The organism is Desulfitobacterium hafniense DCB-2 (assembly GCF_000021925.1).
In the GTDB taxonomy this organism is placed as follows: Bacteria; Bacillota; Desulfitobacteriia; order Desulfitobacteriales; family Desulfitobacteriaceae; genus Desulfitobacterium; species Desulfitobacterium hafniense.
Map to the genome: position 1 here is coordinate 1,902,268 of NC_011830.1, position 23,287 is coordinate 1,925,554.

25 protein-coding genes are annotated in these 23,287 nt (G+C 49.1%); 13 read left to right on the forward strand and 12 right to left on the reverse strand.

Features of this window, described 5'->3' with window-relative positions; translation table 11 throughout:
• Positions 1-26: 26 nt before the first annotated feature.
• A complete protein-coding gene (locus DHAF_RS08845; RefSeq protein ID WP_005809320.1) occupies positions 27-251 on the forward strand; it encodes a hypothetical protein in 225 nt (74 codons plus the stop codon).
• 68 nt (positions 252-319) lie between these two features.
• Here the strand turns inward: DHAF_RS08845 and DHAF_RS08850 are convergent, their stop codons facing one another.
• From DHAF_RS08850 to DHAF_RS08865, 4 genes are all read right to left on the reverse strand, one after another.
• The gene (locus DHAF_RS08850) at positions 320-544 is read right to left on the reverse strand and encodes a hypothetical protein (protein WP_015943656.1); all 225 of its coding nucleotides are present in this window, start codon (positions 542-544) and stop codon (positions 320-322) included.
• 3 nt (positions 545-547) lie between these two features.
• The gene (locus tag DHAF_RS08855) at positions 548-973 is read right to left on the reverse strand and encodes a hypothetical protein (RefSeq protein ID WP_005809316.1); all 426 of its coding nucleotides are present in this window, start codon (positions 971-973) and stop codon (positions 548-550) included.
• Between the two features lie 80 nt (positions 974-1,053).
• Positions 1,054-1,845, reverse strand: coding sequence for a lipid II flippase Amj family protein (locus tag DHAF_RS08860; RefSeq protein WP_011461235.1), 792 nt, complete (start codon positions 1,843-1,845; stop codon positions 1,054-1,056).
• A 91-nt stretch (positions 1,846-1,936) separates the two neighbouring features.
• Entirely contained in the window at positions 1,937-2,830 is an 894-nt protein-coding gene (locus tag DHAF_RS08865; RefSeq protein ID WP_011461234.1) for a LysR family transcriptional regulator, read from the reverse strand.
• Positions 2,831-2,972: 142 nt separating this feature from the next.
• On the opposite strand from DHAF_RS08865, the gene DHAF_RS08870 reads away from it, so the two are divergent.
• Positions 2,973-4,733, forward strand: a complete 1,761-nt coding sequence (locus tag DHAF_RS08870) for an FAD-dependent oxidoreductase (protein WP_005809310.1) — start codon at positions 2,973-2,975, stop codon at positions 4,731-4,733.
• Between the two features lie 35 nt (positions 4,734-4,768).
• The gene (locus DHAF_RS08875) at positions 4,769-5,152 is read left to right on the forward strand and encodes an FMN-binding protein (RefSeq protein WP_005809308.1); all 384 of its coding nucleotides are present in this window, start codon (positions 4,769-4,771) and stop codon (positions 5,150-5,152) included.
• Between the two features lie 35 nt (positions 5,153-5,187).
• Here DHAF_RS08875 and DHAF_RS08880 read toward each other — a convergent pair whose 3' ends face one another.
• From DHAF_RS08880 to DHAF_RS08895, 4 genes are read right to left on the reverse strand one after another with little or no spacing between them, the layout of a single operon-like run.
• Positions 5,188-5,970, reverse strand: coding sequence for an alpha/beta fold hydrolase (locus DHAF_RS08880; protein WP_011461233.1), 783 nt, complete (start codon positions 5,968-5,970; stop codon positions 5,188-5,190).
• A complete protein-coding gene (locus DHAF_RS08885; RefSeq protein ID WP_015943657.1) occupies positions 5,967-7,181 on the reverse strand; it encodes a radical SAM/SPASM domain-containing protein in 1,215 nt (404 codons plus the stop codon). Before DHAF_RS08885 ends, DHAF_RS08880 begins: the two co-directional genes overlap by 4 nt.
• A complete protein-coding gene (locus tag DHAF_RS08890; RefSeq protein ID WP_005809302.1) occupies positions 7,174-8,076 on the reverse strand; it encodes a class I SAM-dependent methyltransferase in 903 nt (300 codons plus the stop codon). Before DHAF_RS08890 ends, DHAF_RS08885 begins: the two co-directional genes overlap by 8 nt.
• On the reverse strand, positions 8,073-8,717 hold the full coding sequence (locus tag DHAF_RS08895; RefSeq protein ID WP_011461231.1) for a class I SAM-dependent methyltransferase: 645 nt from the start codon (positions 8,715-8,717) through the stop codon (positions 8,073-8,075). Before DHAF_RS08895 ends, DHAF_RS08890 begins: the two co-directional genes overlap by 4 nt.
• A gap of 220 nt (positions 8,718-8,937) precedes the next feature.
• Between DHAF_RS08895 and DHAF_RS08900 the strand changes: the two genes are divergently transcribed.
• From DHAF_RS08900 to DHAF_RS08910, 3 genes are read left to right on the forward strand one after another with little or no spacing between them, the layout of a single operon-like run.
• Positions 8,938-10,575 carry a DUF1538 domain-containing protein gene (locus tag DHAF_RS08900; RefSeq protein WP_011461230.1) on the forward strand — a complete coding sequence of 546 codons (1,638 nt, stop codon included), beginning with the start codon at positions 8,938-8,940 and terminating at the stop codon, positions 10,573-10,575.
• Positions 10,568-10,894, forward strand: coding sequence for a hypothetical protein (locus DHAF_RS08905; protein ID WP_011461229.1), 327 nt, complete (start codon positions 10,568-10,570; stop codon positions 10,892-10,894). Before DHAF_RS08900 ends, DHAF_RS08905 begins: the two co-directional genes overlap by 8 nt.
• 52 nt (positions 10,895-10,946) lie before the next feature.
• On the forward strand, positions 10,947-11,258 hold the full coding sequence (locus tag DHAF_RS08910; protein WP_005809294.1) for a P-II family nitrogen regulator: 312 nt from the start codon (positions 10,947-10,949) through the stop codon (positions 11,256-11,258).
• A gap of 265 nt (positions 11,259-11,523) precedes the next feature.
• Here DHAF_RS08910 and DHAF_RS08915 read toward each other — a convergent pair whose 3' ends face one another.
• The 4 genes from DHAF_RS08915 to DHAF_RS08930 all read right to left on the reverse strand — a co-directional run bounded on the left by DHAF_RS08915 (position 11,524) and on the right by DHAF_RS08930 (position 15,125).
• Positions 11,524-12,120, reverse strand: coding sequence for a helix-turn-helix domain-containing protein (locus DHAF_RS08915; RefSeq protein ID WP_015943659.1), 597 nt, complete (start codon positions 12,118-12,120; stop codon positions 11,524-11,526).
• A gap of 109 nt (positions 12,121-12,229) precedes the next feature.
• Positions 12,230-14,266 (reverse strand): AAA family ATPase, encoded by a 2,037-nt coding sequence (locus DHAF_RS08920; RefSeq protein ID WP_011461226.1) that lies wholly within the window; start codon positions 14,264-14,266, stop codon positions 12,230-12,232.
• 56 nt (positions 14,267-14,322) lie between these two features.
• Positions 14,323-14,781, reverse strand: coding sequence for a DUF6530 family protein (locus DHAF_RS08925; RefSeq protein ID WP_015943660.1), 459 nt, complete (start codon positions 14,779-14,781; stop codon positions 14,323-14,325).
• Positions 14,778-15,125: a GIY-YIG nuclease family protein gene (locus tag DHAF_RS08930; protein WP_011461224.1), complete on the reverse strand. Its 348-nt coding sequence runs from the start codon at positions 15,123-15,125 to the stop codon at positions 14,778-14,780. Before DHAF_RS08930 ends, DHAF_RS08925 begins: the two co-directional genes overlap by 4 nt.
• Before the next feature lie 449 nt (positions 15,126-15,574).
• On the opposite strand from DHAF_RS08930, the gene DHAF_RS08935 reads away from it, so the two are divergent.
• The 7 genes from DHAF_RS08935 (at position 15,575) to mdh (ending at position 23,201) form a co-directional block, all read left to right on the forward strand.
• Entirely contained in the window at positions 15,575-16,615 is a 1,041-nt protein-coding gene (locus DHAF_RS08935; protein WP_015943661.1) for a TRAP transporter substrate-binding protein, read from the forward strand.
• 64 nt (positions 16,616-16,679) lie between these two features.
• On the forward strand, positions 16,680-17,207 hold the full coding sequence (locus tag DHAF_RS08940; protein ID WP_005809283.1) for a TRAP transporter small permease: 528 nt from the start codon (positions 16,680-16,682) through the stop codon (positions 17,205-17,207).
• Positions 17,204-18,490 (forward strand): TRAP transporter large permease, encoded by a 1,287-nt coding sequence (locus DHAF_RS08945; RefSeq protein WP_015943662.1) that lies wholly within the window; start codon positions 17,204-17,206, stop codon positions 18,488-18,490. Before DHAF_RS08940 ends, DHAF_RS08945 begins: the two co-directional genes overlap by 4 nt.
• Before the next feature lie 49 nt (positions 18,491-18,539).
• Complete coding sequence (locus DHAF_RS08950; RefSeq protein ID WP_015943663.1) at positions 18,540-19,664, forward strand: isocitrate/isopropylmalate family dehydrogenase; 1,125 nt, start codon at positions 18,540-18,542, stop codon at positions 19,662-19,664.
• Between the two features lies 1 nt (position 19,665).
• Positions 19,666-20,841 carry a M24 family metallopeptidase gene (locus DHAF_RS08955; RefSeq protein ID WP_015943664.1) on the forward strand — a complete coding sequence of 392 codons (1,176 nt, stop codon included), beginning with the start codon at positions 19,666-19,668 and terminating at the stop codon, positions 20,839-20,841.
• Positions 20,842-20,890: 49 nt separating this feature from the next.
• The gene (pyrC, locus tag DHAF_RS08960) at positions 20,891-22,225 is read left to right on the forward strand and encodes a dihydroorotase (RefSeq protein ID WP_011461219.1); all 1,335 of its coding nucleotides are present in this window, start codon (positions 20,891-20,893) and stop codon (positions 22,223-22,225) included.
• Positions 22,226-22,238: 13 nt separating this feature from the next.
• Positions 22,239-23,201, forward strand: coding sequence for a malate dehydrogenase (gene mdh / locus DHAF_RS08965; protein ID WP_011461218.1), 963 nt, complete (start codon positions 22,239-22,241; stop codon positions 23,199-23,201).
• Positions 23,202-23,287 lie beyond the last annotated feature (86 nt).

Genomic DNA, 23,287 nt, shown 5'->3' on the forward strand with positions numbered 1-23,287 from the left:
TGAAGTGGGAAAGTAGGAAGGGATCAATGAAAAAGCCGATTACTTCTTTAATGTTATTTGTTGCTGTGTTTATCGCCGTATATTTGATGCTTTGCTATTGGCCGGGTTTTCGGATTAAATTATATGCTCCGCCGATGGAATACTTTGTTGAAAGCGTAAAGCATATGGTGGTTTTTAAAGCGCTGGTTTCAGCCGTTGTGGGGTTATTGGCGGCTGGTATAGGGTCTGTCATGCAAAGGCGGGCCAAATGAAAGCCGGCAGAGCAAAAAAACAGCCGGTTAGGGCTGCTTTGGATGATACATATGGTTTTTAGGGTCAATTAAAGTCCTTTCCAAAAGTCTTTCTCAGTTATGTGAAGTTGTTTGCGCAGAATTCTATCCCATAGATTTTGGGGAATCTCTTTGCTAACGGCATGGCTTATTTTGGTTCGCAGAAGAGTTCCATCATTCAGGACTTTTTCATAGTACCAATGATCCGTGTTCAGGACCATGATCCAACCGTTTTTATCACAAAAACGCTTCAAATCTCCAAACTTTGGTGCCATAGTTTATAACCCTGCCAGCGCACGGATTTCATCATCGTTTTCGCACAACATAATCCTCAATATATAGGGAAAATGGTGTGTTCGGTTTGGCGAATGGAGAAATAGCTGGGAACGTTTTAAATAATCTTGAGCATAGAGCTTAAGGTCTTCAATTAAATCCGCAGCGGCTAAATCTAATGTTGAGTTGTTGACATAAACCTCAAGTGCGTCAAGAGCAAGTGTTATTGAGCCATCATCTTCTTGAATAATTTCCGGATTTAATTTGTAATCTTCCAGCACCATCTTGAGCAGATCAACCCGAAGCATTGCGATTTGTTCAGTCTGTTTCCTTTTAACAATAGCCGGGCTGAAAGAGTTGAATACAGAGTCATACAGGGTTGAAAACTGACTTCTGGCTTCAGTAAACTGTAATTCAGTCAACATGGTCATTCCTCCCTCACCTCCAATGGTATCATATGCTGTACCTTATGCACAGTATGACCAGAATGTACAGAAGGTACAACCATCACTTAAAGATAAAAAGCGGCAATCGCCTGGGCCAGCGGAACCAGCAGCAATTGTCCCAGGAATGTTCCCAGGAGCTTGGCACTCATCAAAAAAACGACCAGGGCTTTGACATCGGCATAGGGGCGGTTGCCCCGCAAGGCCTGATCGGTGATAATCGAAGACTTAGGATCGACAAAAAGCATAAAAATGATATTGGCTGAGGTGTTAAGGAAGCCGGCTGAAGCAGCCGCCGCCAGGCGGTGTCCTTCCGGAACAAGGATAGCGGCATAATAGGCCGACATGCCCCCGACGGTGTATATGCCGGTAACCAGAGCGTTAAGAGCGATCAGTTCTTTGGGGATCTTTTGGAAGGGGAGATTGCGAACCATTTTTTTGCTCGGCAAAGTAAAATAATGCAGCAACCGGCCCGGGCTGCGTATCTTTACAGCTTCCCGCACAATGGCAGGAACAGAACCCGCTCTCTCCAAATTAAATACGGCGCGGTGGAAGAATTGCAAAAAGGTGGGCATAAAAAGGATACCGGCAAAGGTGCCGGCCGTGGCCGCCAAGATAAGCCTGCGCAATTGAGGAAGGGGATCTATGCTCTGGCTGAGGGAACTGTCGATCAAGCTGCCGATCAAAGGGGCTTGAATGGTATGGGCAACGAGGGAGATGAGGTAAAAGAGGTTGAACAGGGTAACGGATAAAGCAAACTGGCCGGTTTTGACAGAGTTCAGGCGCACGGCGTAGGCAAAGGTATCGATCATATGAATGATCAGCGTAACAACCAATAATTCACCAAGACTGAAAGGCATGGATTCACCCCCGTCTTTGCTATGCTATGGCAAGGATGGGGGTAAAATAACTAAAATTTTTCAGCACAGACTTGTGCCTGAGCAAATTCTTTCACATAGTAGTGTCCACAGTCTTCAGCAGGTACGCCAGAAACTGCTCCGAGACCGGTTTCAACTCATTTTTCCAGACGAGAAAGGTGCCGAAACTCTTTCCCTTTTCGACCTTAAGAGGCACTATTTGCAAGGGGCCGTCCGGTATCTGGCAAGTCCAGTCCCCAAAAGCAAAAAATAACATTTTGTGCTCCAGCGCATATTGAAGCAATACATCCTCACTGCTGCTCATAAAGGCGATGGCGGGAGAAAATCCCGCATTATGGCAAGCCTGCACAAGGAAGCGGTGCAGATGATTATTCGCTCCGGCAGTGACGAAGGGCTGATCTTTCAAATCCCGGAGCTCCAGGCTGTCCCGTCCATACAACGGATGCCCGGGACAAATGCCGACATAGGTCCCCTTTTGTACCAGGCGCTGTATGCTGAAGCCGTTCAGATAGTCGGGAATGCTTCCCACAAGCCCCACATCTGCTTCACCGCTGTGCACCATCTGCAGCACATTGTCCGTTGAGGTCTGTTCGATCGCCAATTGCACATCAGGGTGTGCATCACAGAAACTCTGGATGCAATTTTCCGGCAGGGAAAGAATGGTACCCACGGCAGCTCCGACACGCAGAAGGCGCATTTTGTGGGGTGCATAGTGCTCCAGCTGCACCAGCATCATGTCGTAGCTTGCCAACACCGGCTGGCACTGAGCCTGCATGACCTCCCCCATAGGTGTCAATGAAATCTTGCCGTTGTTCGTTTTAAATAGCTTCCATCCTAATTCTTTCTCCAGTACTTGAATGCTTTTGGTCAGTGCCTGCCGTGAAATAAAGAGTTCTGCGGCTGCCCGCGAAAAATTGAGGGTCTCTGCCGCACGCGAAAAATACCTGAGCTGATGCAGTTCAATCATAAGCTCTCTCCTTTGGTCTTAACATGCAACTTGCAGTTGCTTTATGTCAAACATAAAGTGCTTTTTCAAGTATTGGCTCTTTGTTAAGATTAACACAATCGGGTTGACTATTTAACCCCAAGACAAAGGAAAGAAGGCATGAATGATGAAAAATTTTTCGCGCCGCGACTTTATCAAAGGTATGTCTACAGCAACGGTCGGCGCCGGTGCACTGGGCCTGTTGACTGCCTGCGGCAGCACCAATCCGCCTCCCGCGGGTGCAGACACTCCGGGAGCTTCCCAGGCTCAAGCCGGCGTCCCCTCCTTTATGATGGAGCCGGAGGCCATTCCGGAGGATAAGATAGACGAAACCAAAACCGCCGACATCATTGTGATCGGTGCCGGAGTCTCCGGTCTGTGCCTGGCTTGCCGGGCCACTGAGCTGGGCTCCTCCGTCATCGTCTTTGCTGCCTCCGCCAAACATGTTGAGCGCGGCGGTTCCAACCACGGTATTGATACCAAAACCCAGCAGAAAAAGGGTATCAATTATAAGGCGAAAGATATGGCCCACCGTCTCAAGCAGGAATTCATGGCGGCCGGATACAACGTGGATCAGGAAAAGTGGAGTACCTGGCTGAAGCACAATACCGAATCCATGAACTGGCTGATCGACAAGATGGAAAACCATGGTGCCGGCGTCACTTTGGAGCTTGGCTACCATGACGAGGATTACCTGTTTGACTTTGCTCCCGCTTCCCACAACTTTGTCTTTCCTGAGGGCACAAGCGAGGTCTTCAAGAGCAACCCGTTCTTCGGGGCCGCCTTTGGCCAGGCGCTGGTCAACGATATGTATCAGTACGAGATTCTCAAGAACGGCGGGAAGATTGACTTCGAGACTACCGCGCTGTATCTGATCCGCGGCGACAAGGCCAACGGCAAGAGCGGACGCGTTACTGCCGTAATCGCTAAGGACTCCGGCGGCCGGTATATCAAGTATGTGGGCAAGAAGGCGATTGTCATGGCTACAGGTGATTTTTCTCAAAACAAGGAAATGATGGAGGCCTATTGTCCTCAGGCTCTGGATATTCTGGCCGAGAGGGAAATCGACTACAATGCCGGCTTCCAGTTCGGCGGTCTGTATCCGGGTGACGGGCACAAGATGGGTCTGTGGGCCGGCGCAGCTTGGCAGAAAGCTTATCCCAACGCAGCCATGGTCGATAATCTGAACGGTCCTTACAGCAAGGGGATCAGCAATGTATGCACCATTAACCTCAACGCGGACGGCCTTCGCTATATGAATGAGGATACCTTGTGCTCCTATTCCGCCTGGGCCACCAAGCAGCAGCCCGGAAAAGCTGCCTACTATATCTGGGATTCTGCCTATGCCCACCATTATGACGAGTGGGCAACCTTCGGCACCACTTTGGGCGGAGACAATGCCTGGAACGGTCCGAGAACCAAGACGCCGGAAGAAATGCTGGCCGCTTGGGAAGAAGGAGTCGAGAAGGGCACTTATGTCAAGGCCGATACGCTGGAGGAGCTGGTCACCAAGCTGGAAGGCTTAAACGGCGAGCAGGCCCTGAAAACCCTCAAAAAATACAATGAGTATTGCGAGGCAGGCTACGATCCCGACTTCTTAAAAAATGCCAAAGAACTGGCCCCCATCAAGACCGGTCCCTTTTATGGCATGAAGTATACCATCGGCTTCGCCAATTTCCTGTGCGTGACCGGCGGTTTGCGCACTAATCCGGAAATGCAGGTCTGCGACGAAAACGACCAGCCTATTGAAGGTCTGTACAACATCGGGATCATGGTAGGCGATATGTATGCCAACACCTATAATTTCGCTATTTGCGGTCACAATCTGTCCAGCACCTGCAACACCTTCCCTTATCTGTTGGCTGAGAGACTGAAAGAAGCATAATCCCCAGTACACTATAGGTTTCCCTAAGAGAAAGGATGTTTTTTGTGAAAAAAGTTATTGTTCCGTTTCTTATTTGCTTAACGGCCCTTACGATGACCGGCTGCGGAAACTCCCCGGCCTCCGGCACGACCGCAGAACCTACCAGTGCGGCTTACACCGGAACTCAGGAAGCCACTGCTTCAGGCATGGGCGAAGTGAAGGTTACTATCACCTTTGATAAAGGTGTGGTTACTGCCTGCGATGTGGACGCAGCTAACGAGACGCCTGATATCGGACAGCTCGCCGCGCCTACCCTGGCCAAGGCCATCGTTGAGAAAAATGCTCCCATTGTAGACAGCGTCTCCGGTGCAACCGTGACCTCCGATGCGGTCGTCAAAGCCGCTAAGGCCTGCTTTGATGCGGCCGGCATTAAGTATTAAGCGCGTTACCGTGAGTTTTTTAAGATTGATTGTTCTTACCGGCCTCCTCGGCAGATCGGGAAGGTCAAGCCGGATACCGGAGAAAAATGCCCGCCGGCAGGAAGCCGATATAGAGTAGAATGTCTAAGTGCTGCCTGTAAGCCATAGTTTGTCTTGCGAATCATCTTGAAAGACTGATCGGAAAAGATCAGCATGGTCTCGCAGGACACCGCTTTGCTTCTTTGCAGATGATCGATTTTTTGGTATTCCTTCATCATGTTGATATAGATAGAATTAACCCGGTTGTTCCAGAGCCTGGAGGTAAGCTTCAGGCTCTGCATTTTTCTCAGACCCTTCAGGGCGGGGACCATTTCCAGGAGGGCAAGGCACAACCTGTTCCGGCTGAACCCTCTGTAAAGAATATGGAAAACAGAGGTATTGCAGAGGGTCATCCACCAGGGCAGATAGATCATGGTTTCGATCAGGTACAGTCTGGATAGACGGTCTGGGTTGCGGATGGCATAATCCAGGGCAAAAATTCCTCCCAGGCAAAATCCGCATAACTCAAACTGGTTTAAATCCAGTTTGTCGGCTAACTGATCGATCAGCTTGCTGATTTCCAATACCCCTGCCCCGGGGATAAAGTCGGAGCGGCCATAACCGGGCAGGTCCAGGGCTACGATCATCCTGTCCGGAAAGAGTTCTTTCATATTTTTGCCGGCAAACATCCTTCCATCTAAGTTCAGGCCATGGAGGCAAAGGAGAGGGTTGCCCTTGCCGTATAAGGCGTAATGGATAGAAAAGCCGCCATAGGTTAGGGTGCCATGGCCTGATTTCATGGCCGAATCCCACCCAGCAGGCGATAAAATTTAGGGAGAGCAGAGTTGCACTGTTCCGGGTCTTTAGCCAGGCAGGAGCATTTTGGTCCGCCGGAAGCCTGGTGCATTTTCTGCCATACTTCCCGGACATCGTCGGTCAAAAGGTTTCCGTATCTGAGGTCTTCTAAAAAGTCGCAGGGCCCGAAGTTGCCCGCGGCATCCACATAGCTGTGCTGGGTGCCGGCACCGCAGCCGAACTGCTCGGCGGATTCAAAATAAGGGAAAACGGAAGCCTTCGGGTAGCGTTGATCGCCGTTTAATGTAATATGCAGCTGTTTGAGCTGGTTTTGTTCCTCGGCAGAAAGCAGGGCAGAGCTGGGACCGGACAATCTGCCGCAGGGAAGGGGTTCCATGATCCGCATCTCGTGGATTCCTGACCCTTTGAGCATTTCGGCCAGTTCGAATATTTCCCCCTCTGCCATGAGCTCCCGGGTGCACACCGTCTGGCTCATAGTATACAGTCCAGCCTGCCGGGCATTCCTGATCCCGTTCAAAGCCTGGTCGTAGGCTCCCGGATAGCCTCTCAGCTCATCGTGCCTCTCTTTCCGCACGGAATCCAGGCTGAGGGCGATGCCGAATAATCCTGCCCCCTTTAAAGCCGCCGCCCGCTCTAAAGTCAGGTTAAAGCCGGTGGAAAACACCAGGACCATGCTTTTCTGCCGGTCCACAGCAGCAACAATCTCCTCCAGATCATCCCTGAGCAGGGGCTCGCCGCCGGTAAAACCGATGATTCCCACCCCTAGATCCTGCAGTTTTTGCACAATCCTGATCAGGGCCGGGGTGCTCAGTTCCTTTTGTCCGGCAGATTGTCCGGCGGAGGCCGCACTGCAATGCCAGCAATTGTACCGGCATTTTCCGGTGACGGCGATATAAGTGGAAATGGGGGCCAGGCGCTTTCCCTGAACATGATTATCGAAGAAATCCGGCCCTTCTCCCGGTACCTGCAGGGCTATGTTCAAAAAGGCGGGAGAATTAAGGGGGGGAATAAAGGAGTTCAGGAGATAGCTCTGCTCATGCCGGATCAACCGGTCGTGTTTAATGGCGTTGAGGCCGCATTTTACCATGTTCCTCAGCCGGTAGTTGGGGGAGGGGGAGAACCGGCGGTGGATTTCCAGAAAATTGGCCAGAGTCCCTTTGTCCAGGCACATGCGGGCGATCATCCGTTTATTCATTGGCTTTCCTCCTCCGAAGATTGCGTTGGCTGCAGCTGAGTTTTTGGTAAATCCCGTACACATAGCGGTGGGTGGTTCCGGTAAAATGATGGTCTGCTAAGAGCTGGACCAGATCGGCAAAAACGGCGGGGTCTCTTAAATCCAGCATGACATCGAAGCCCGCCAGGGCTCCGGTGGATACGATAAACTCAGCTAACTCCCGGCTTGTCGGAAAGATAAAATCCTGAAAGCCCTTTTGGCTCTTGATTTTAGTGAAGGAATATTTCCGGAACCAGCCATCGAAGGCTGCCAAATCCCGGGGATTGGGCAGGGGCAGCATCAACTTGGTGATTTTAGGGACATGCCGGGCTAACAGCTGGGGGTAAATGCGGGCCACTTGGGGCAGGGTGTCTTTGGTATTGACGATAACGGCCAGATAACCTCCCGGTTTCAGAACCCGGTGGCAGTGCCGGATGACGTGCAGGGGATTCCGGTATTTGATGGCCCAGGCACAGATCACAACATCAAAAGTGTTGTCAGCACAGTTTGCCAAATAGTTCAGCATATCGGAGGTGATCAGGGAAACGTCTTCACCAAGGTTTTGGCGGGCTTCCTTCAGCATGCCGGGGGAAATATCCACCAGGGTCAGCCGGGAGGCAGGAAACAACCCCTGCATGGCTTGGGCATTATAGCCGGTTCCTGCGGCCAGGTCCAGAATCTGTAAGGATTGGGAAGGGTCCAGGTGTTTGCTTAATTCCCCAATCATTTCATCATTGTAGCGGTGCATGGTGTTTAAAAACCATTGCTCGTAGCCGGGGCTGACCAGACTGTAGGAGTTGGCGATGTCCTCGCCGGCTACGATGTGCCCTCCCAGAAACAAGCGGGCCACTTTAGGATACAAACGAAGTTTGCTCATTGTTCCACCTCGGCAGGTTTTTCTTTAGTGCTTTGCTTACTTGATTTAGTCCCTATCGCCAAATAATCGCGGCTGTTCAGCCGGATAATGGTGCCGCTAAAACCGGCCCGGGCCATCATGGCGGCCAGGTCGGAGGAAGGAATGGGATATATTTTTTCCAGCAGACACCGTTCCAGTGTAAAGAGCAGTTGAGCTCTTAAACTATTAGGAGAGAAGTCCTGAATGATCAGCAGCCCGTCATCCTGAAGGATTTGGGAGAGCTTGCTCAGTGCCGGCCCCTGGTCGGCAATGTGGTGAAAACAATCCCTTAAAATGATTACATCGTAGAGGGGCTCCGGGCTTACCTTCGCCAAGGCTTCATTAATGACTGTAACCCGGGGGTTTCGTTCTTTAGCGATAGCCGTCATCCTCTGGGCCGGGTCGATGATGGTAACGTCATGGCCCAGCTCCAGCAGGCTATGAGCCAATACCCCCGTACCCCCGCCGATGTCGGCGATCTTAAAGGGTTCTGGCGGGCCGGGCCGGCCTTTAGCGGCCAGAGCCCTGAGCTGGCTGAGGATAGCCTCATGATCGTCCAGCCGGAAAGTTTTCATAAAGTTATCATAGGAGCGGTAAAAAACATCAAACAGGATACTGGTCATGACAGCACCATGTTCTTAAACTTCTTCTCTATGTAGGCCAGAGCGGTGGAAAACTGATGTTCAGTCATAAGAAAGACCTCCCTTATGGTGTAATTTTACACTATAAGGGAGGTTCTGTCTATAATGTTTGGCTATTCTGGTGGCTGAACGAGAATTCTTCCGGTGATAAAGTGTTGGCAGAAAAAGACAAGATACTTGTGCCTGTGCTATAATAATCAGCATGAAATACTTTAACACCCTTAAAGAAGTTTTCATATCGTCCCTGCCCCTGGCCGCAGTGATCATCATTGTGTGCGGTTTTGTAGCGCCCATGGAAAATGCTTACGATTACGTAAAGCTGGCCGTGGGCTATCTGGGTGTGGTTGTCGGACAGGCCTTGTTTTTGAACGGACTTGATATCAGTATTCTGCCCATCGGAAAGCTGGTGGGCAGTTCGCTGATCCGGCTGAAAAAAGCCCTTTTCATTATCATCGTCGGTTTTTTGTTTGGACTTCTGGCCACCGTCGCCGAACCGGCCCTGTGGGTATTGGCGAAGCAGACCCACATGATTATGGCAGGCGTTAACGAAATGGTTTTCGTATGGGTTCTGAGCACGGGAATAGGTCTGTTTGTCGGGTTTTCCCTGTTCAGAATTCTGAAAGACCTGAATATCAAAATCGTTTTCGCCGTGTTTTATATCGTGATCTTTATTGTGGTTATTTTTGTTCCCGAACAGTTCATCGCTTTGGCCTTCGATGGCAGCGGAGCCACCACGGGTGATGTCTCAGTGCCCTTTATCCTAGCGCTGGGTCTAGGGATTTCCGCCACTATGTCCAAATCCAAAACCAACGAAGACACCTTCGGCATCATTGGTTTGGCCTCAGTAGGTCCGATTCTGGCGGTGTTTATTTATGGCATCGTGCTCAAAGGGGTCTACGGCGGAGTAATTCCTCCCGCCGGGCTGTATAATCCGGGAGCTGTGGAGCATCTGGGTGAAATCATCCTGGACAATATGGGAGGCGTTGCCCTGGCCCTATTTCCGATTGTGATTGTATTTTTGCCTTTTCAGCTGTTTCTGATTAAGCTGTCCAAAAGGGAGTTCATCAAGATCCTGCTGGGAACCCTCGTCGTATATGTCGGTCTGCTTATCTTTTTGTCGGGAATCGACTTCGGCTTTGCCTTTGCCGGCAAATACATTGGTGAAGTTTTTCTGGATGCTGCCCGTCCTGGTTGGTTTAAATGGCTGCTGTTGCTGGTGGGGTTTGTGCTGGGCGCTGCCATTACCCTGTCGGAACCGGCCGTCACCGTACTGGGGGAACAGCTTGAAGAAATAACCAACGGTCATATTACAAAAATGTCTATACGCATCACCCTGGCTATCGGTATAGGCTTTGCCGCCTTGATCTGCATGGTGAAGATCCTGACCCAAATCAATATTCTTTGGTTTTTGATTCCTCTCTATGCCATAGCGCTGATTATGCTCAGATTTTCCTCCCGGCTGTTCGTGGGTCTGGCCTTCGATTCGGGGGGAGTTACAGGGGGCGCCTTGACATCGGCCTTTTTAACTCCCCTTACCCTCGGAACGGCCCAGGCTGTAGCGGCCTCAGCGGGACCGGGTGCCCAGTCGGTTTTGATCAACGGGTTCGGGATCATTGCCTTTATCTCGGTTACACCCTTAATCGCTGTGCAGGCTTTAGGCATAATTTATGATATACGGCTTAGCAAGACACGGAAGCTCATCACTGAGGCCGAGGCAGCGGAGCTTGAGGAACTGGCTGCACTTGCTGCCCAGGCGGGGAAAACTGAAACAAGGGATGTTCAAAAAAAGGAAACAAATGAGGAGAGCTTCATCATGGAGGTAAAGGATCGTCATGAATAATTGTTTAAACGGCTTGGTTTTTCTGACGCTGATCGCCGGAAGAAAACAAAAAGAGGCACTTTTAGACGCTCTCACGGAGAGGGGAGGGCGGCTGGTCAACATCGTCTATGGCAGGGGTACGATCAATGCGGGATACCTTAAAAGCATACTGGGGATGGTGCCGGAAGAAAACAAGGTGGTCATAACCTGCCTGTTGCCTGGCGAAAAATCCGATGCTGTGCTGGAAATGCTGATCAAGAAGTTCAACTTTGATCAACCGAATACAGGAATTGCCTTTACAATACCTGTGGAAGGGTTATCGGTTGCTAAGCGCTGCTAGGTTCCAGGCGCTTTGAGTGATCTTATTAAAAAAATGCAGGAGACTATTGAAAATGGAAAACGATAACAACCTTAAAGCTCTCTACATCATCGTCAACGCCGGCTTCGCCGACGAGGTGGTGGAAATCGCCCGCCAGGCAGGAGCAGGAGGAGGGACCGTCATCAACGCCCGCGGTTCCGGCCCGGTGCATAAATCGATTATGGGAATTACCGTCGATACTGAAAAAGAAATCATCTTAAGTATCGTCAACGAGGATGCCGTGGAAAATATCATGGCCGCCATCCAGGAAAAAGCGGGGCTGAACTCCCCCGCCAACGGTATTTGCTTTATTATGCCTGTGGAAAAATGCCTGATTAAGCAATAATAGTACAGAGCAAGCCGATTGGGACATGATCTTAATCGGCTTATTTTATAGGGTATAGAATGTATAGCCTGCTGCTTAATATAGGGGAAGGTATAAATAATAGAAAAACCCCTCAATTAATGTTGTTCTGCCCTCAAGTAATCTACCATTTATAATTGTCATTTTCGACATAAAGGAGTTTTTTCCTACTGAAACCAGTCTTTATGACAAATTTATTTCACTATGCCCATGAACAAAATTCGCTCATGGGCATGGCTCTGAAAACTTACTCAAAAACACCGGAATATTTTTGCAGGCCGTGCCTTGTACAATACACGTACAGATGGCCGGCCTTTTTCAGTATGGGAATACGGACTTCCGCGCTTTGCTCCGGATACAAGCGGGTGAGCAGCATTCTGTCATAAAGTACATAAGCCACAAAGGGGATATAGTGGTCTTTCATCATGTCATGGTCAATGGTAATAAAATAGTCCATGTCCAGCTTCTCCACGGTGATGGCATGATCTGCGGTACAGGGCACCGGCTTTAAGGGCTGGAGTTTTCGTCCGCAGCAGGCGAGGGAGGCTTTCCCCGTACTGGTCAGAATGTTGCCGCAGGCTGGGCAGACATAGAATAGAGTTTTATCAATCTTCCCCACATCGGGTGAGTTGGGATCGAGCTTTCCCTCCAGCATTTTTTGAATATCCGCCCCCAGCACTGCGGAAAGCCCGGACCAGAGGGTAACATCGGGGCAGCCCAAGCCGCGCTCCCATTTGGAAATCGTCTTGTTGCTGATATTCAGCATATCCGCAACCTGTTGCTGAGTCAGACCCTTTTCTTTGCGCAATTGTAAAATTAAACGCCCCACTTTGGCGCAATCCATCGTGATCACCTCCAGGAAGTTATACGTTTATCACTGAACTAATCCGCCCTAAGACCCCTGCCTCTATAGGCAGCGGGTTTCAAGGGCGGTAAGTCCAGTATAGATTCAGCTAGAGATATTTGGCAATGACTTGAACCAGCCGGGCCGGCAGTTGCCGTAAATCGGTAATGTCCAGATAGCGTTCCGGCCCGTAAATATCACAAAGGGTCTCCTTATCCTGCCCAATGGCAGCGGCCAGAAATACGATGCCTTGGCGGCTGTAGTCCCTGATGACCTCTTTCATATCGGCTAGGGCAACCTCGCCGGTGTAGTCGGGCAGGGCCTTGGGCTGACCGTCGCTGATGCTGATGAGCAGCTTGGTCTTTTGGGGAGCTTGCAGCAGTTTTTCGCTCAGGATGCGCAGGGCCATGCCGTCCCGGTTGTTGCTGTGTCCTTGAATCGCCATGAGGGAATACTTGTCGTTGAGGGATGGGTTCTCATAGTCAATATAGGAGTATAGGGACATCCGCTCCAAAGGTGAGCGATCTGCCGTATCCCCGTAAATCAAGGTGGGTATGCCGCAGCTTGTACAAAATTCATAAACTGCCACAGCCGCCTGTTTGGCGGCTGTTAACCGTCCAAAGGCACTCATGGAGGCCGATTCGTCAATGCGCAGTGCTACCGCCAGAGAAGGTTCTTCATTAGGCGGGCACTTCTGGGAAAAGCAGCGAAAATCGGGAGAAGCCAGCTTTTCGGCATGGAACTTCGTTCCATAAAGACGGGATTTCCCGAATTCCGTGGCCACTTCATGTTCCAACAAGGGAGCAGTTTTGCGCACCAATTCCCGGATGACCGGCAGCAAGCCGGAGGCAATCTGCTCATATTCACGCCGATGAGCAAGAGTTGCTTCCGGACGGTGGACAATCAGATTGACCTTCTCGTGGCAGGATCCTTTGACCATTTCCCGGGCTTGCTGGTTCAGATGCTTGCGGAAATCCCGCTTTTGCCGCTCCAATTCCTCAGGGGAAGTTGGCTGCAGCTCGTGGTAGATGGGATTGCCGTTCTCACCCTGATCCGAGCTTTGAGTAGAGCTGGTATTTTCTCCATCATCATTAGCATGTCCTTCACTGTCGGCTGACTTGCGCAAGGCAACCGCCGGCATATCATCCGGTGCCGGGGCGGAGAACTGGGCATCCATAGTTCCTTCGGCGTGGATTTCCATGATTTCGCCCTGGGCTCTTCCTGACTGTTGGGACACCTTTTCCAGGGCTGCCAACATGCCCTGTTTTGCCAGAGCTTGCTCAAGAATCAGGATTTCATCGGGATCGGTGGTGATTTTATAAATCACCTTGTGATAGAGGGCCTCCACCGTTTTTGAACCCTGCAGAACGGCATCCACCCAGAAAAAATAGGAACGCATACCGGCTACACCTTTGATGGCGTTGGCTTTGGCGGTTTGATCCAGCAAAACGATAGCCCGGGCAAAGGTCAGCAGAAGTTCCTGATCGGTGCAGCCGGTTTTAGCCAACCCTCGTTCCATCATGACTTCCACAGCAGGCAGATCCATCTTCTCACTGTGCTGCACACGGTCACGCAAAGCCTCGTTCAGAGGGCGGCAGCCGTTGTAGCCGCGGTTTGTGGTAATGACTGCGATAAAATCGGGATGACGATGGGCAATCCGGGTGGGCAGATTGATACTGCCCTCCGGCTCCAAGGCCGAATTAAGAGCCATCAGCACCGCCGCGTCCCGGATGACCGTAGGTTCCTGAATCTCCAACAGCCATCCCTTTTCATAAGCCTGGACAATTTCCGAGGGATAATAGTTGTAGGTTACGGCTTCAGCCTTGTTTCCGTCCTCCGGCAGTACGGGCAGGATGGAACCCAGGATGTCGGATTTGTCCATATCGGCGAAACAGGTCACTTTCGTATAAGGCAGACCAAAGTTGGCCGAGAGGGCTTTGGCAAGCTGTGTCTTGCCGGAGCCGGCATCTCCTTCCAAAAGGATAGTGGTTAGTTTCATTTCACCCCGTGTCCAATTCCGGTACACTTCTGCAGAGATGCGGCGCTCAGCCTCACTTTCGATGTGAGTGGCGGGCTTTTGCCAGACAAGGGATGTCTCTTCCTCTGTCAGCTGTCTGGCCGGCGACAGAATCCACCTGTTTTCCATAGTAAACTACTCCAATTCTTCTAAAAGTAAGCTACTCCAAATTCTTCTAAAGTAAACTACTCCAGTTCTTCTAAGATGCGGGACAGCACGCGCAGCCGTTCTCCGGTCAGTTCGCCCAGATCATTGAGGGCTTGGGAGAATTTCTGAATGTCCTCCCTGATATCCAGGTTTTCAGTGCAAACAGCCACGGAGAGAACACCCCCCTGAACACCAAGGCGTTCCACAGTCGGTTTCTCCGGATCATAGAGCAGGGGCAGCCGGTAAGCTTCGCGAAAATGCAGCAGGGTGCGGCTGAGGAGAATCATCAGATCGATGAGTTGATGAAGGGGAAGCTCTGTACTGATTTCTAATCTGCCCTCTGTTGTTTCTTTCCATACTTGGGCGGCAATCGGCATAGCCTGGTTGTCGGCCATGATGGGTGCGCCCAGGGTCAGGCGTTTGATATCCGACCGATAAGCCCTTCTCCCGTCGATGAGGTCATACTGCTCGGCAGTCATCACGATATCCTTGTTCATCGCCAAATCCTCCTTGCTTGTTTATCCTGGGCCAGACACTGCTCACGCAGCGCTTCCAGTTCATCTGTGTGATCAGCCTGAGGATCTTCGTATTTCAAAACCTTAAGCACAGACAATTCAAATCCGCTTTCTCCATAGTGGTCCCAAAGCTCCTGCAGCCGTTGATTAGGGTGCCCGTTGGCCGACAGTTTACAGCGGGTGCTGTTGAAAACAGCTCTGGTATCTTTGGCAATACCCAGGAAAGCTTCTCCTGTGGCAGTACAGCGGAAAGAAACGACACCCATTTCGGGTTTTCTGTTCTTATATTCCTCAAGAAGTTGTTTTTTTCTTTTGATATCCATCATGTTCACCTCGGCTTTATTGTAGAGGCTGAACCTGGCGAAAACAATCTATGCTCCGTAGACTAACTAGTTTTGAGGCTATGCTTTTCTTGTTAAGAAACATAGCCTCTTTTTGCTGATTATAATGCCGCGGATTGTGCTTTTAGGCTTTTTTCAGCTAGCCCTATTTATCACGAACAAATTATCCCGTATATTTTTGGTTCTTAGCGATAATTAAATCTGAAAATTTCCAATGTATAATAAATCGTAAGAACTTGAAAATTTGAAAAAGCTAAAACTATTTAAAGTTCTTAAATGATTCACTTTAGGGTTGGATACCAAGATTTGAAGCAGGCTATTCTTTAAAATTTTGGTAGTAAATTCTGATAAGGGGGGAATGTACCTTTTAAAGGAGCTCATTATTGCTTTCAGTGTTAAAAGATGAATTTTAAATTTTAGGGAGGTAATTATTGATGAAAAAGGTGTTGGGGTTAGTGCTGACCCTTGCTTTAAGCCTTACCTTCACTGGATGTGCTTCAAAAACCAATAATAATGGAGACTCTGCGATGGCAGGGTCAAACGAAAAGCAGATCGTTATGAAAATAGGACACACCCAAATTGAACAAAGTCCGCGCCACGCCGTGTCACTAAAGATAAAAGAATATGTAGAAAAAGAAAGCAACGGCAGAATAGCTGTGCAAATTTATCCGAATTCCCAACTTGGCAATTCAAAGGAGCAAGTTGAGGGTTTGCAAACAGGATCTATTGAGATGGTTGTTTTCCCGACAACATCGGTAACAGATTTCCAACCCATTTTTACTTTGCCTGATATTCCCTATCTGTTCCCTACGGATCAAGAGAAGCTATTAAAACTGTATAAATCTGACGCCTTTAAAACATTTATGGCTGCAGGCGACGACAAAGGGTTCAAGGCCTTAGCCACCTTGTTTGAAGGCTATGCAACAATTTCGTCTAAGATACCGGTTACTGAAGCAAGTCAGCTAAAGGATATGAAGCTTCGCATTATCGGCAGCAACATTGCTAAAACCTATTACACCAACTTAGGCGTTCCTCCCAATGTTATTGCATTTTCCGAAGTATATACCTCATTACAAACAGGCCGGATCAATTCACTGGATATCCCTATCTCCCAGATGTATGAAAACAAGTTCTATGAAGTATGTGAAAACATGACGGAGACGAAACATTTTGCCTTAACAAGCCTGGTCATGGTTAATAAAAGCTGGTATGACGCTCTTCCCGAAGATCTGCAAAAGATTATTGGCGATGCTGCAGAAATGGCTGCTCCTGAAGCAGCCAATGTGGTTAACGCTACGACAGAAAAAGCCAGGAAGGATATGCCGGGAGTTCAATTCTATCAACCAACCGATGACTTGGTCAATCAACTCAAAGAGCAAACCGGCAAGATGGAAGAGGAATACGTAAAAGTAAATGGAGAAAAAGGCAAGCAAATTTTAGATGGGATTAAACAGGCGGTTCAAGTGCTGAATTAAAAGACTTCTCCGGAGGGTTGGGCACAGTCCAACCCTCCGGAATTACAAAAAGGAGTGACTATCAATGGGTGATACTGTTAAAGACTCATCCAGGTTTCAAGCCCTTATTTCACTCGATACCATCCAAACTAAGCTAGAAAAGACAGTAGTATCCTTAGGGATGATTTCAGCAACATTAATTTTATTTATCAATATTTTGTATAGCGCTGTGAGCGGCTCAACACTTCCTTGGGCAGCCGAGATCACACAATATATCATGGTTTGGGTCATATTCATCGGAGCAAGCCTTCTCATGAGGTCCACCGGGCATGTAACCATGGATTTGATTGCAAGATTTATTCCGAAAAAAACGGTCTTGTATTTGGATATCTTTATTTATGCCGTGGTATGTGCTTTTTTGACCTACTTGGTATATATCGGCTGGAATATGACGTTGGATGTCTATAGTACCGGGCAAACGATGACAACCCTTAACGCATCGATGGTGTGGGTGTATTTAGGCTTCCCGGTTGGTGTGCTCCTTATGGCTATTAATGCATTAAAGCTTGTGGTTATTAAGCTAAGACAAGCAATCGGGGGGGAAATAAATTGACAACAGGTGTTTTTTTGGTAATTATGATGATCGCCTTGTTATTCATTGGTTTTCCTGTATTTATAGCTCTTGCTATGCCTGCGGCTTTAGCCATTCACTTATTTATAACAGGAGTAGAACCGACTATTGTGGTGCAGAGAATGATTTCAGGGGTCAATTCCTTTACCTTATTAAGTCTTCCTTTGTTCGTGCTTTTGGCAGATATTATTGCCAGAGGTGTCATGGGCGAAAAAATTATTAATTTAACAAAGGAGATGGTAGGCCATCTCAAAGGCGGGATTGCCATAACCGTAGTACTTGCTTCTCTGGTTTTTGGAGCTATATCAGGATCGGGAACGGCATCCATGCTGGCCCTGGGCAGTGTCTTCCTTGTCGCCTTACGGCAGGGTAATTACGATGATATTTTTTCTTACGGGCTGATCAGCACCAGCAGCAGTCTGTCTTCATTGATTCCCCCCGGAGTCGCCATGATCTTATATGCTACGATCACCGGAACGTCGGTACAGGATGTGTTTTTAGTCGGACTCAGTATGGGCATAGTTTTCGGTGTTATTTTAGCTGCCTATGGTGTTTTCTATGCTGTTAAAAATAAAATTCCTGTGACCGGTAAATTCAATTTGAAGGCTTTTTTAAAAAGTTTAAAAGAAGGTTTTTGGACGATTATAGCTCCAGTGCTTATTTTAGGGGGTATTTACGGTGGATTTGTTACCCCTACGGAGGCTGCCGCTTTAGCCGTGGTATACGCCTTGATCATCGAAGTGTTTGTCTATCGCTCCTTTAAGCTGAAAGAGATCTTTAGCATTGCGATTGAATCGGCTAAGACCAGCACCATGATTTTGGTTTTAATCTCGGCCGGAACAATCATGTCATGGGTTATGACCATTGCCCAAATTCCGCAAACGGTTGGACAGTTGCTCTTAAATGTTCCCGACTCCATGGTTTTGTTGATTATCACCTTAGTGTTCATCATTTTGGGTATGTTTATTGACGGCTTCTCGGCCATGGTCATCATGGTCCCCATTCTTTTCCCGGTTATTCAAAGAATGGGAATGGATCCCGCCCTATTCGGCTTGCTGATTGTTTTAAACACAGCGATTGGAACCAATACACCACCCTTTGGAATACACATTTTCGCTGGAGTCAGTAAGTTCAATGTCAGTTATATAACTATGGTTAGAGCCCTTATGCCCTTCGTTATCCTTAGTTTAATAAGCTTGTTGATTTTCACTTATATGCCGGGAGTAGCCCTGTGGCTGCCCAATCTGCTGAAGTTTTTTGGTTAAATTTAGTTGAATTTGCTGGGTCCATAACAGCACCGGGAGGAGGAGACCTATGAAAAAGTACACTATCGCGGTAATCCCTTTGGATGGGGTAGGTAAAGACGTGATTCCGCTGGGTGCCAAAGCAATGCAGAAGGCACAGGAGATACTCGGCGGATTTGAACTGGATTGCCGATACTATGAGGCGGGCGTTGAGTACGCAGTCAAAACCGGCAAGATGTGTGAGGATAACTTAGGAGAAGACATTGCCAAAGCAGATGCCATGCTCTGTGGCTCGGCAGGTCACTATGATGCAGACATGTCCAAGTCCGAATATCCGGGATATAAGACCGGTATGCAGGTTCTGCAATTCCTGCGCAGTGGCATGGGCAACAGTATCGGCCTGCGCCCCTTAAGACTTCGCAAAGGCATCGACTGTCCCCTCAGGAACAGAGAAGAGATCGATGTGCTTCTGGTACGCCAGCTGGCCGAAGGGTTCTATATCCGCCCCGGTCATATGATCGGAGAGGACGCAGCTTATGATACGATTGTCGTTACCCGTAACGTCACGGAGAAATTTGCCGACACCTGTTTCCGGCTCGCCCGCGGCCGCCATGGACGCCGCCAGGATGGTAAAAAGATGGTGACCTTGGGCAATAAGCATGGCAATGTTACTTGCTTTGACTTCTATCGGAAGATTTTCACGGAAGTAAGTGCCGGTTACCCGGATATAGGGCTGCAATTCACCCAGGTGGATGCTTTGGCAGAGCATCTGATCAAGGATCCGGACCGCTTTGATGTCATTGCCTGTGAGAATATGATCGGGGATATTATCGGGGATATCGGCGCCTATATTACCGGCGGCATGGGAATTACCCCCACGGCGGACGTAGGGGGAGTAACTCCGCAGTTTCGTCCTAATCATGGTACATTCCCCCGGGCAGTAGGTAAGGGGTTTGCCAATCCCTTAGCCAGTATCCTTACCGCCGGCCTGTTGCTGGACACCCTTGGCAATGAGCGCGGCGATGACAATTTACGAAGGGGTGCCAGGCTGATTGAGAAGGCTGTGGAATACAATCTAACCACCGGCGGCCCCCGGACCAAAGATCTGGGCGGAACCGCCAATACCTTCGCAACAGCGGAAGCGGTTTTCAAAGCAATGGAAGTTGTAAAAATTTGCAGTAAGGGAGAGCGTTAACATGGTAAAAATTGAGCATAATGTTCGTTTTCAGGGCAGACCTGCAAAGGCGGAGATGGAACGCCGCTGGCAGCTGGCTAAAGAATTCATGAAGGAGCGGGGGCTGGATTACCTTGTCACTCAGGCCAATGAAGGGGTCCTCTGCCAATATGTCCGCTGGTTTGCCGAGGTGCGTTCTCTGCACTACACTTACCTTTTATTTGACAAAGACGGAGCCATGACCATGATCAGTCACGGCGGAACAGGCGGCAAAGCCATACCTTGGGAAGTTGGCCTGACCAATAATATCGCCATCCCTGTTTTTAATAATGCCTGTTATGCAGATTCCTTTGCCGCTGAAAAAGCAGTGGAGGTCATCCAAAAGAAAGGCTGCCGGAAGCTGGGCTTGATCGGCATGAACCTGATTACCGCCGGTTTCTACAATAACCTTCTGGAAGGGCTTCCGGGAACCGAGACCGTGGACGTTACCGATGAGTTTGACTATCTGGTTGCCGTCAAATCGGCAGAAGAGCTGGGTTTCCTGCAGGATGCCTGTGACTTGCACGATGCGGCCGCCTATGCTATTCCTTCCCTTGTTTACGCTGGGCGCATGGAACGGGAATTTGGTGCAGACCTCTACCGGCTTGCCCTGTTAATGGGTGCGGACGAGTACCTCTCCAATCTTTTTGTTGGTTCGTCACGACTGGCCGGTCCTATGTTTGCCCTTCATTATCAGAACAAGATCATTGAAGCGGGGGACGCTCTCAATGTATTGTTCGAGGTGCCGACGATGGTGGGGTATTATGCCGATCTTCACCGTTACTTCAATGTCGGTGCGCCTGCTCCGGAAATGCTGGAGGTTGCGGCAGCCGGAATCGAGCTTCAGGACTATCTCGCCAAGCTTTGCCAACCGGGTGTCAGAGGCAAAGAGGTTTTTGCCGCCTGCAACGACTGGCTGACCAGGAACGGATTTGATCCCGAAATTCGTTTGTGCGGACACGGCCAGGGCTACGGGCTGGTGGAGCGCCCTTATTTTGATGCTTTTGATCCCATGGTTCTCCAGGAGAATATGTACCTTGCCATTCATCCCACGGTAAAAGCTAAAGGCGCTTCCGTTCAGATCGGCGATAATTTTGTGGTAACCGCTGACGGGGCAAAACGGATGACGAAACATCCGCGGGGTTTAACCATCATTTAAGGCGATCAAAATTAAGGTAATTAAATCAGACGAACTAGGAGTGTAACTTATGTACGACATTCAGATTATCAACGCAAAAATCCAAACAGAGCAGGGGCAGATTGAAGGCAATATTACAATTAATAACGGGAAAATCGAGGCAATAAGCTCTTCACCTTTGGCAAATGTCAAGCAAACCATTGATGCTGAGGGGCTTCTCGTGTTGCCGGGCTTTATTGATCAACATGTGCATTTTATGGATCCAACGGAAACCGATCGTGAGGATTTTATTCATGGCACGACAGCGGCGGCCATGGCCGGGGTGACCACTGTCATTGAACATACCCACAGCCGCCCCATCCTTACGGTTGAAGATTTCTTAAAATATAAGAGCTATATTGAAGAGCGATCCTTAGTGGATTTTGGCTTTGCTGCGCATATCTGGCCAGGTCAATATGACCAGTTGGAAAAGCTTTGGCAGGAAGGGATAGCTTATTTTAAGGTATTTACCTGCACAACCCATGGTGTTCCCGGACAAAACAGCGCCAGCCTCCATGGTGCTTTTACCAAAGTTGCTTCCTTCGGAGGAAGGGTTTTGGTTCATTGTGAAGACGACTCATTAACTGCGGAGAATGAAAAAGTTCTTAAGGGAAATAACCGGGATGACGGCCATGTAATCCAGGAATGGCGTTCCAAAGCTGCAGAAGCTATCTCCGTGGCCAATGTTTGCTTTATCGCCAAAGAGACGGGAGCCCATGTAACCATTGCCCATTTAAGCCACCCCGATGTTGTGGGTATAGTTCAGGAGGCAAAAGAGGCCGGGGCCAAGGTGCTTGCTGAGATATGTCCCCAATATTTATACCTTGAGGAAAATACCCTGGCCGCGCGGGGCTCCTTTGGTAAATTTACCCCGCCCTCCCGCTCAGCCCGGGAATCCCAGGAATTAATGGAATTGGTGGGTAAGGGAGAGCTGGATATTTTAGCTTCCGATCATGCTCCTTCAACTAAAAGACATAAAGATTCAGGGTCTATTTGGACATCCCCCTTCGGCCTGCCGGGTATCGATACCACAAGTTCGGTAATGCTGACAGCGGTTAATAACAATAAACTTTCCCTGGCCGGATTTGTCCGGATGTATGCCGAGAATCCGGCTAAGGCTCTCGGACTGTACCCGAAAAAAGGATGCATTCGGGTGGGAGCAGATGCGGATCTTGTCTTGGTCGATATGAAAAAGAAGTGGACCATTCAGGATGATGGGATCTGCTCTAAAGCCAAATGGTCGCCATTCAACGGTTTCCAATGCACCGGCAAACCCGTCATGACTTTATTGAGAGGCCAAATCATTATGTCCGAAGGTAAACTACTGGGAAAACCAGGGGATGGCAACTATGTGAAGCGTGCCTAAGGAGGTCGGTTTCATGGCAAAAATATCAGTGATCGGATCCGGATTCACAGGTACAACAACTGCTTTTATGCTGGCTATGAAAGGGTTGGGAGATATTGTTTTACTGGATACCCAGGCAAACGAAAATCCGACGAAAGGGAAAGCTCTGGATATCATGGAAGCCGGTCCTTTGACTCGTTCCAGTGTCCGCGTAACGGGTACCTCAGATTATCAGGATACACTTGATTCGGATGTTGTGGTGATCACGGCCGGTATCGCCCGTAAGCCGGGAATGTCGCGCAACGAACTATGCGATATCAATGCTGGAATCGTCACCCATGTCGTCCGGCAGGTTGTTCAACATTCGCCCAATAGTACTCTGATCATTTTAAGCAATCCCGTGGATATTATGACCTACGTTGCTTTCAAAGAGTCGGGGTTTAAACGGAACAGGATTATTGGACAATCGGGAGTTCTTGATTCAGCGCGTTTCCGCTATTTTGTAGCCAGCGAGCTTAAGGTATCTGCCGAAGATGTAACAGGATTTGTTCTGGGGGTTCATGGGGACGATATGGTACCGCTGGTACGCTATTGTTCTGTCCATGGTATACCCATTCAGCAGCTATTGCCGGAAGCTGAAATTGAAAAAATTATGGAACGGACACGTCAGGCCGGTTCGGAAATCGTCAATTTATTAGGCAATGGCAGTGCTTATTATGCTCCCGCTGCCGCCTTAACAGAAATGATCGAGTCTATCCTGCTGGATAAGCATCGGGTCATGCCTTGTATAGTTCACTTGGAAGGTGAACTGGGCTATCAAGACCTGGTGCTGAATGTTCCCGCTGTGATTGGGCGGCAGGGAGTGGAAAAGATATTGCCCATCGATTTACTGCCGGAAGAGGAGGACTTGATCGAACGCTCTGTTGCATCCATAAGACGTGGTATTGATGCAGTTTTAGAGGGGAAGACAAATAAGCGATGCAGTTTAATCAGTTAGAATTCCCTTATCGCAAGATGAATCCATAGAGAAGCAGCGGATGAAAGGAAATAACACACAAATAAATACGGATGAGATGTGGATGT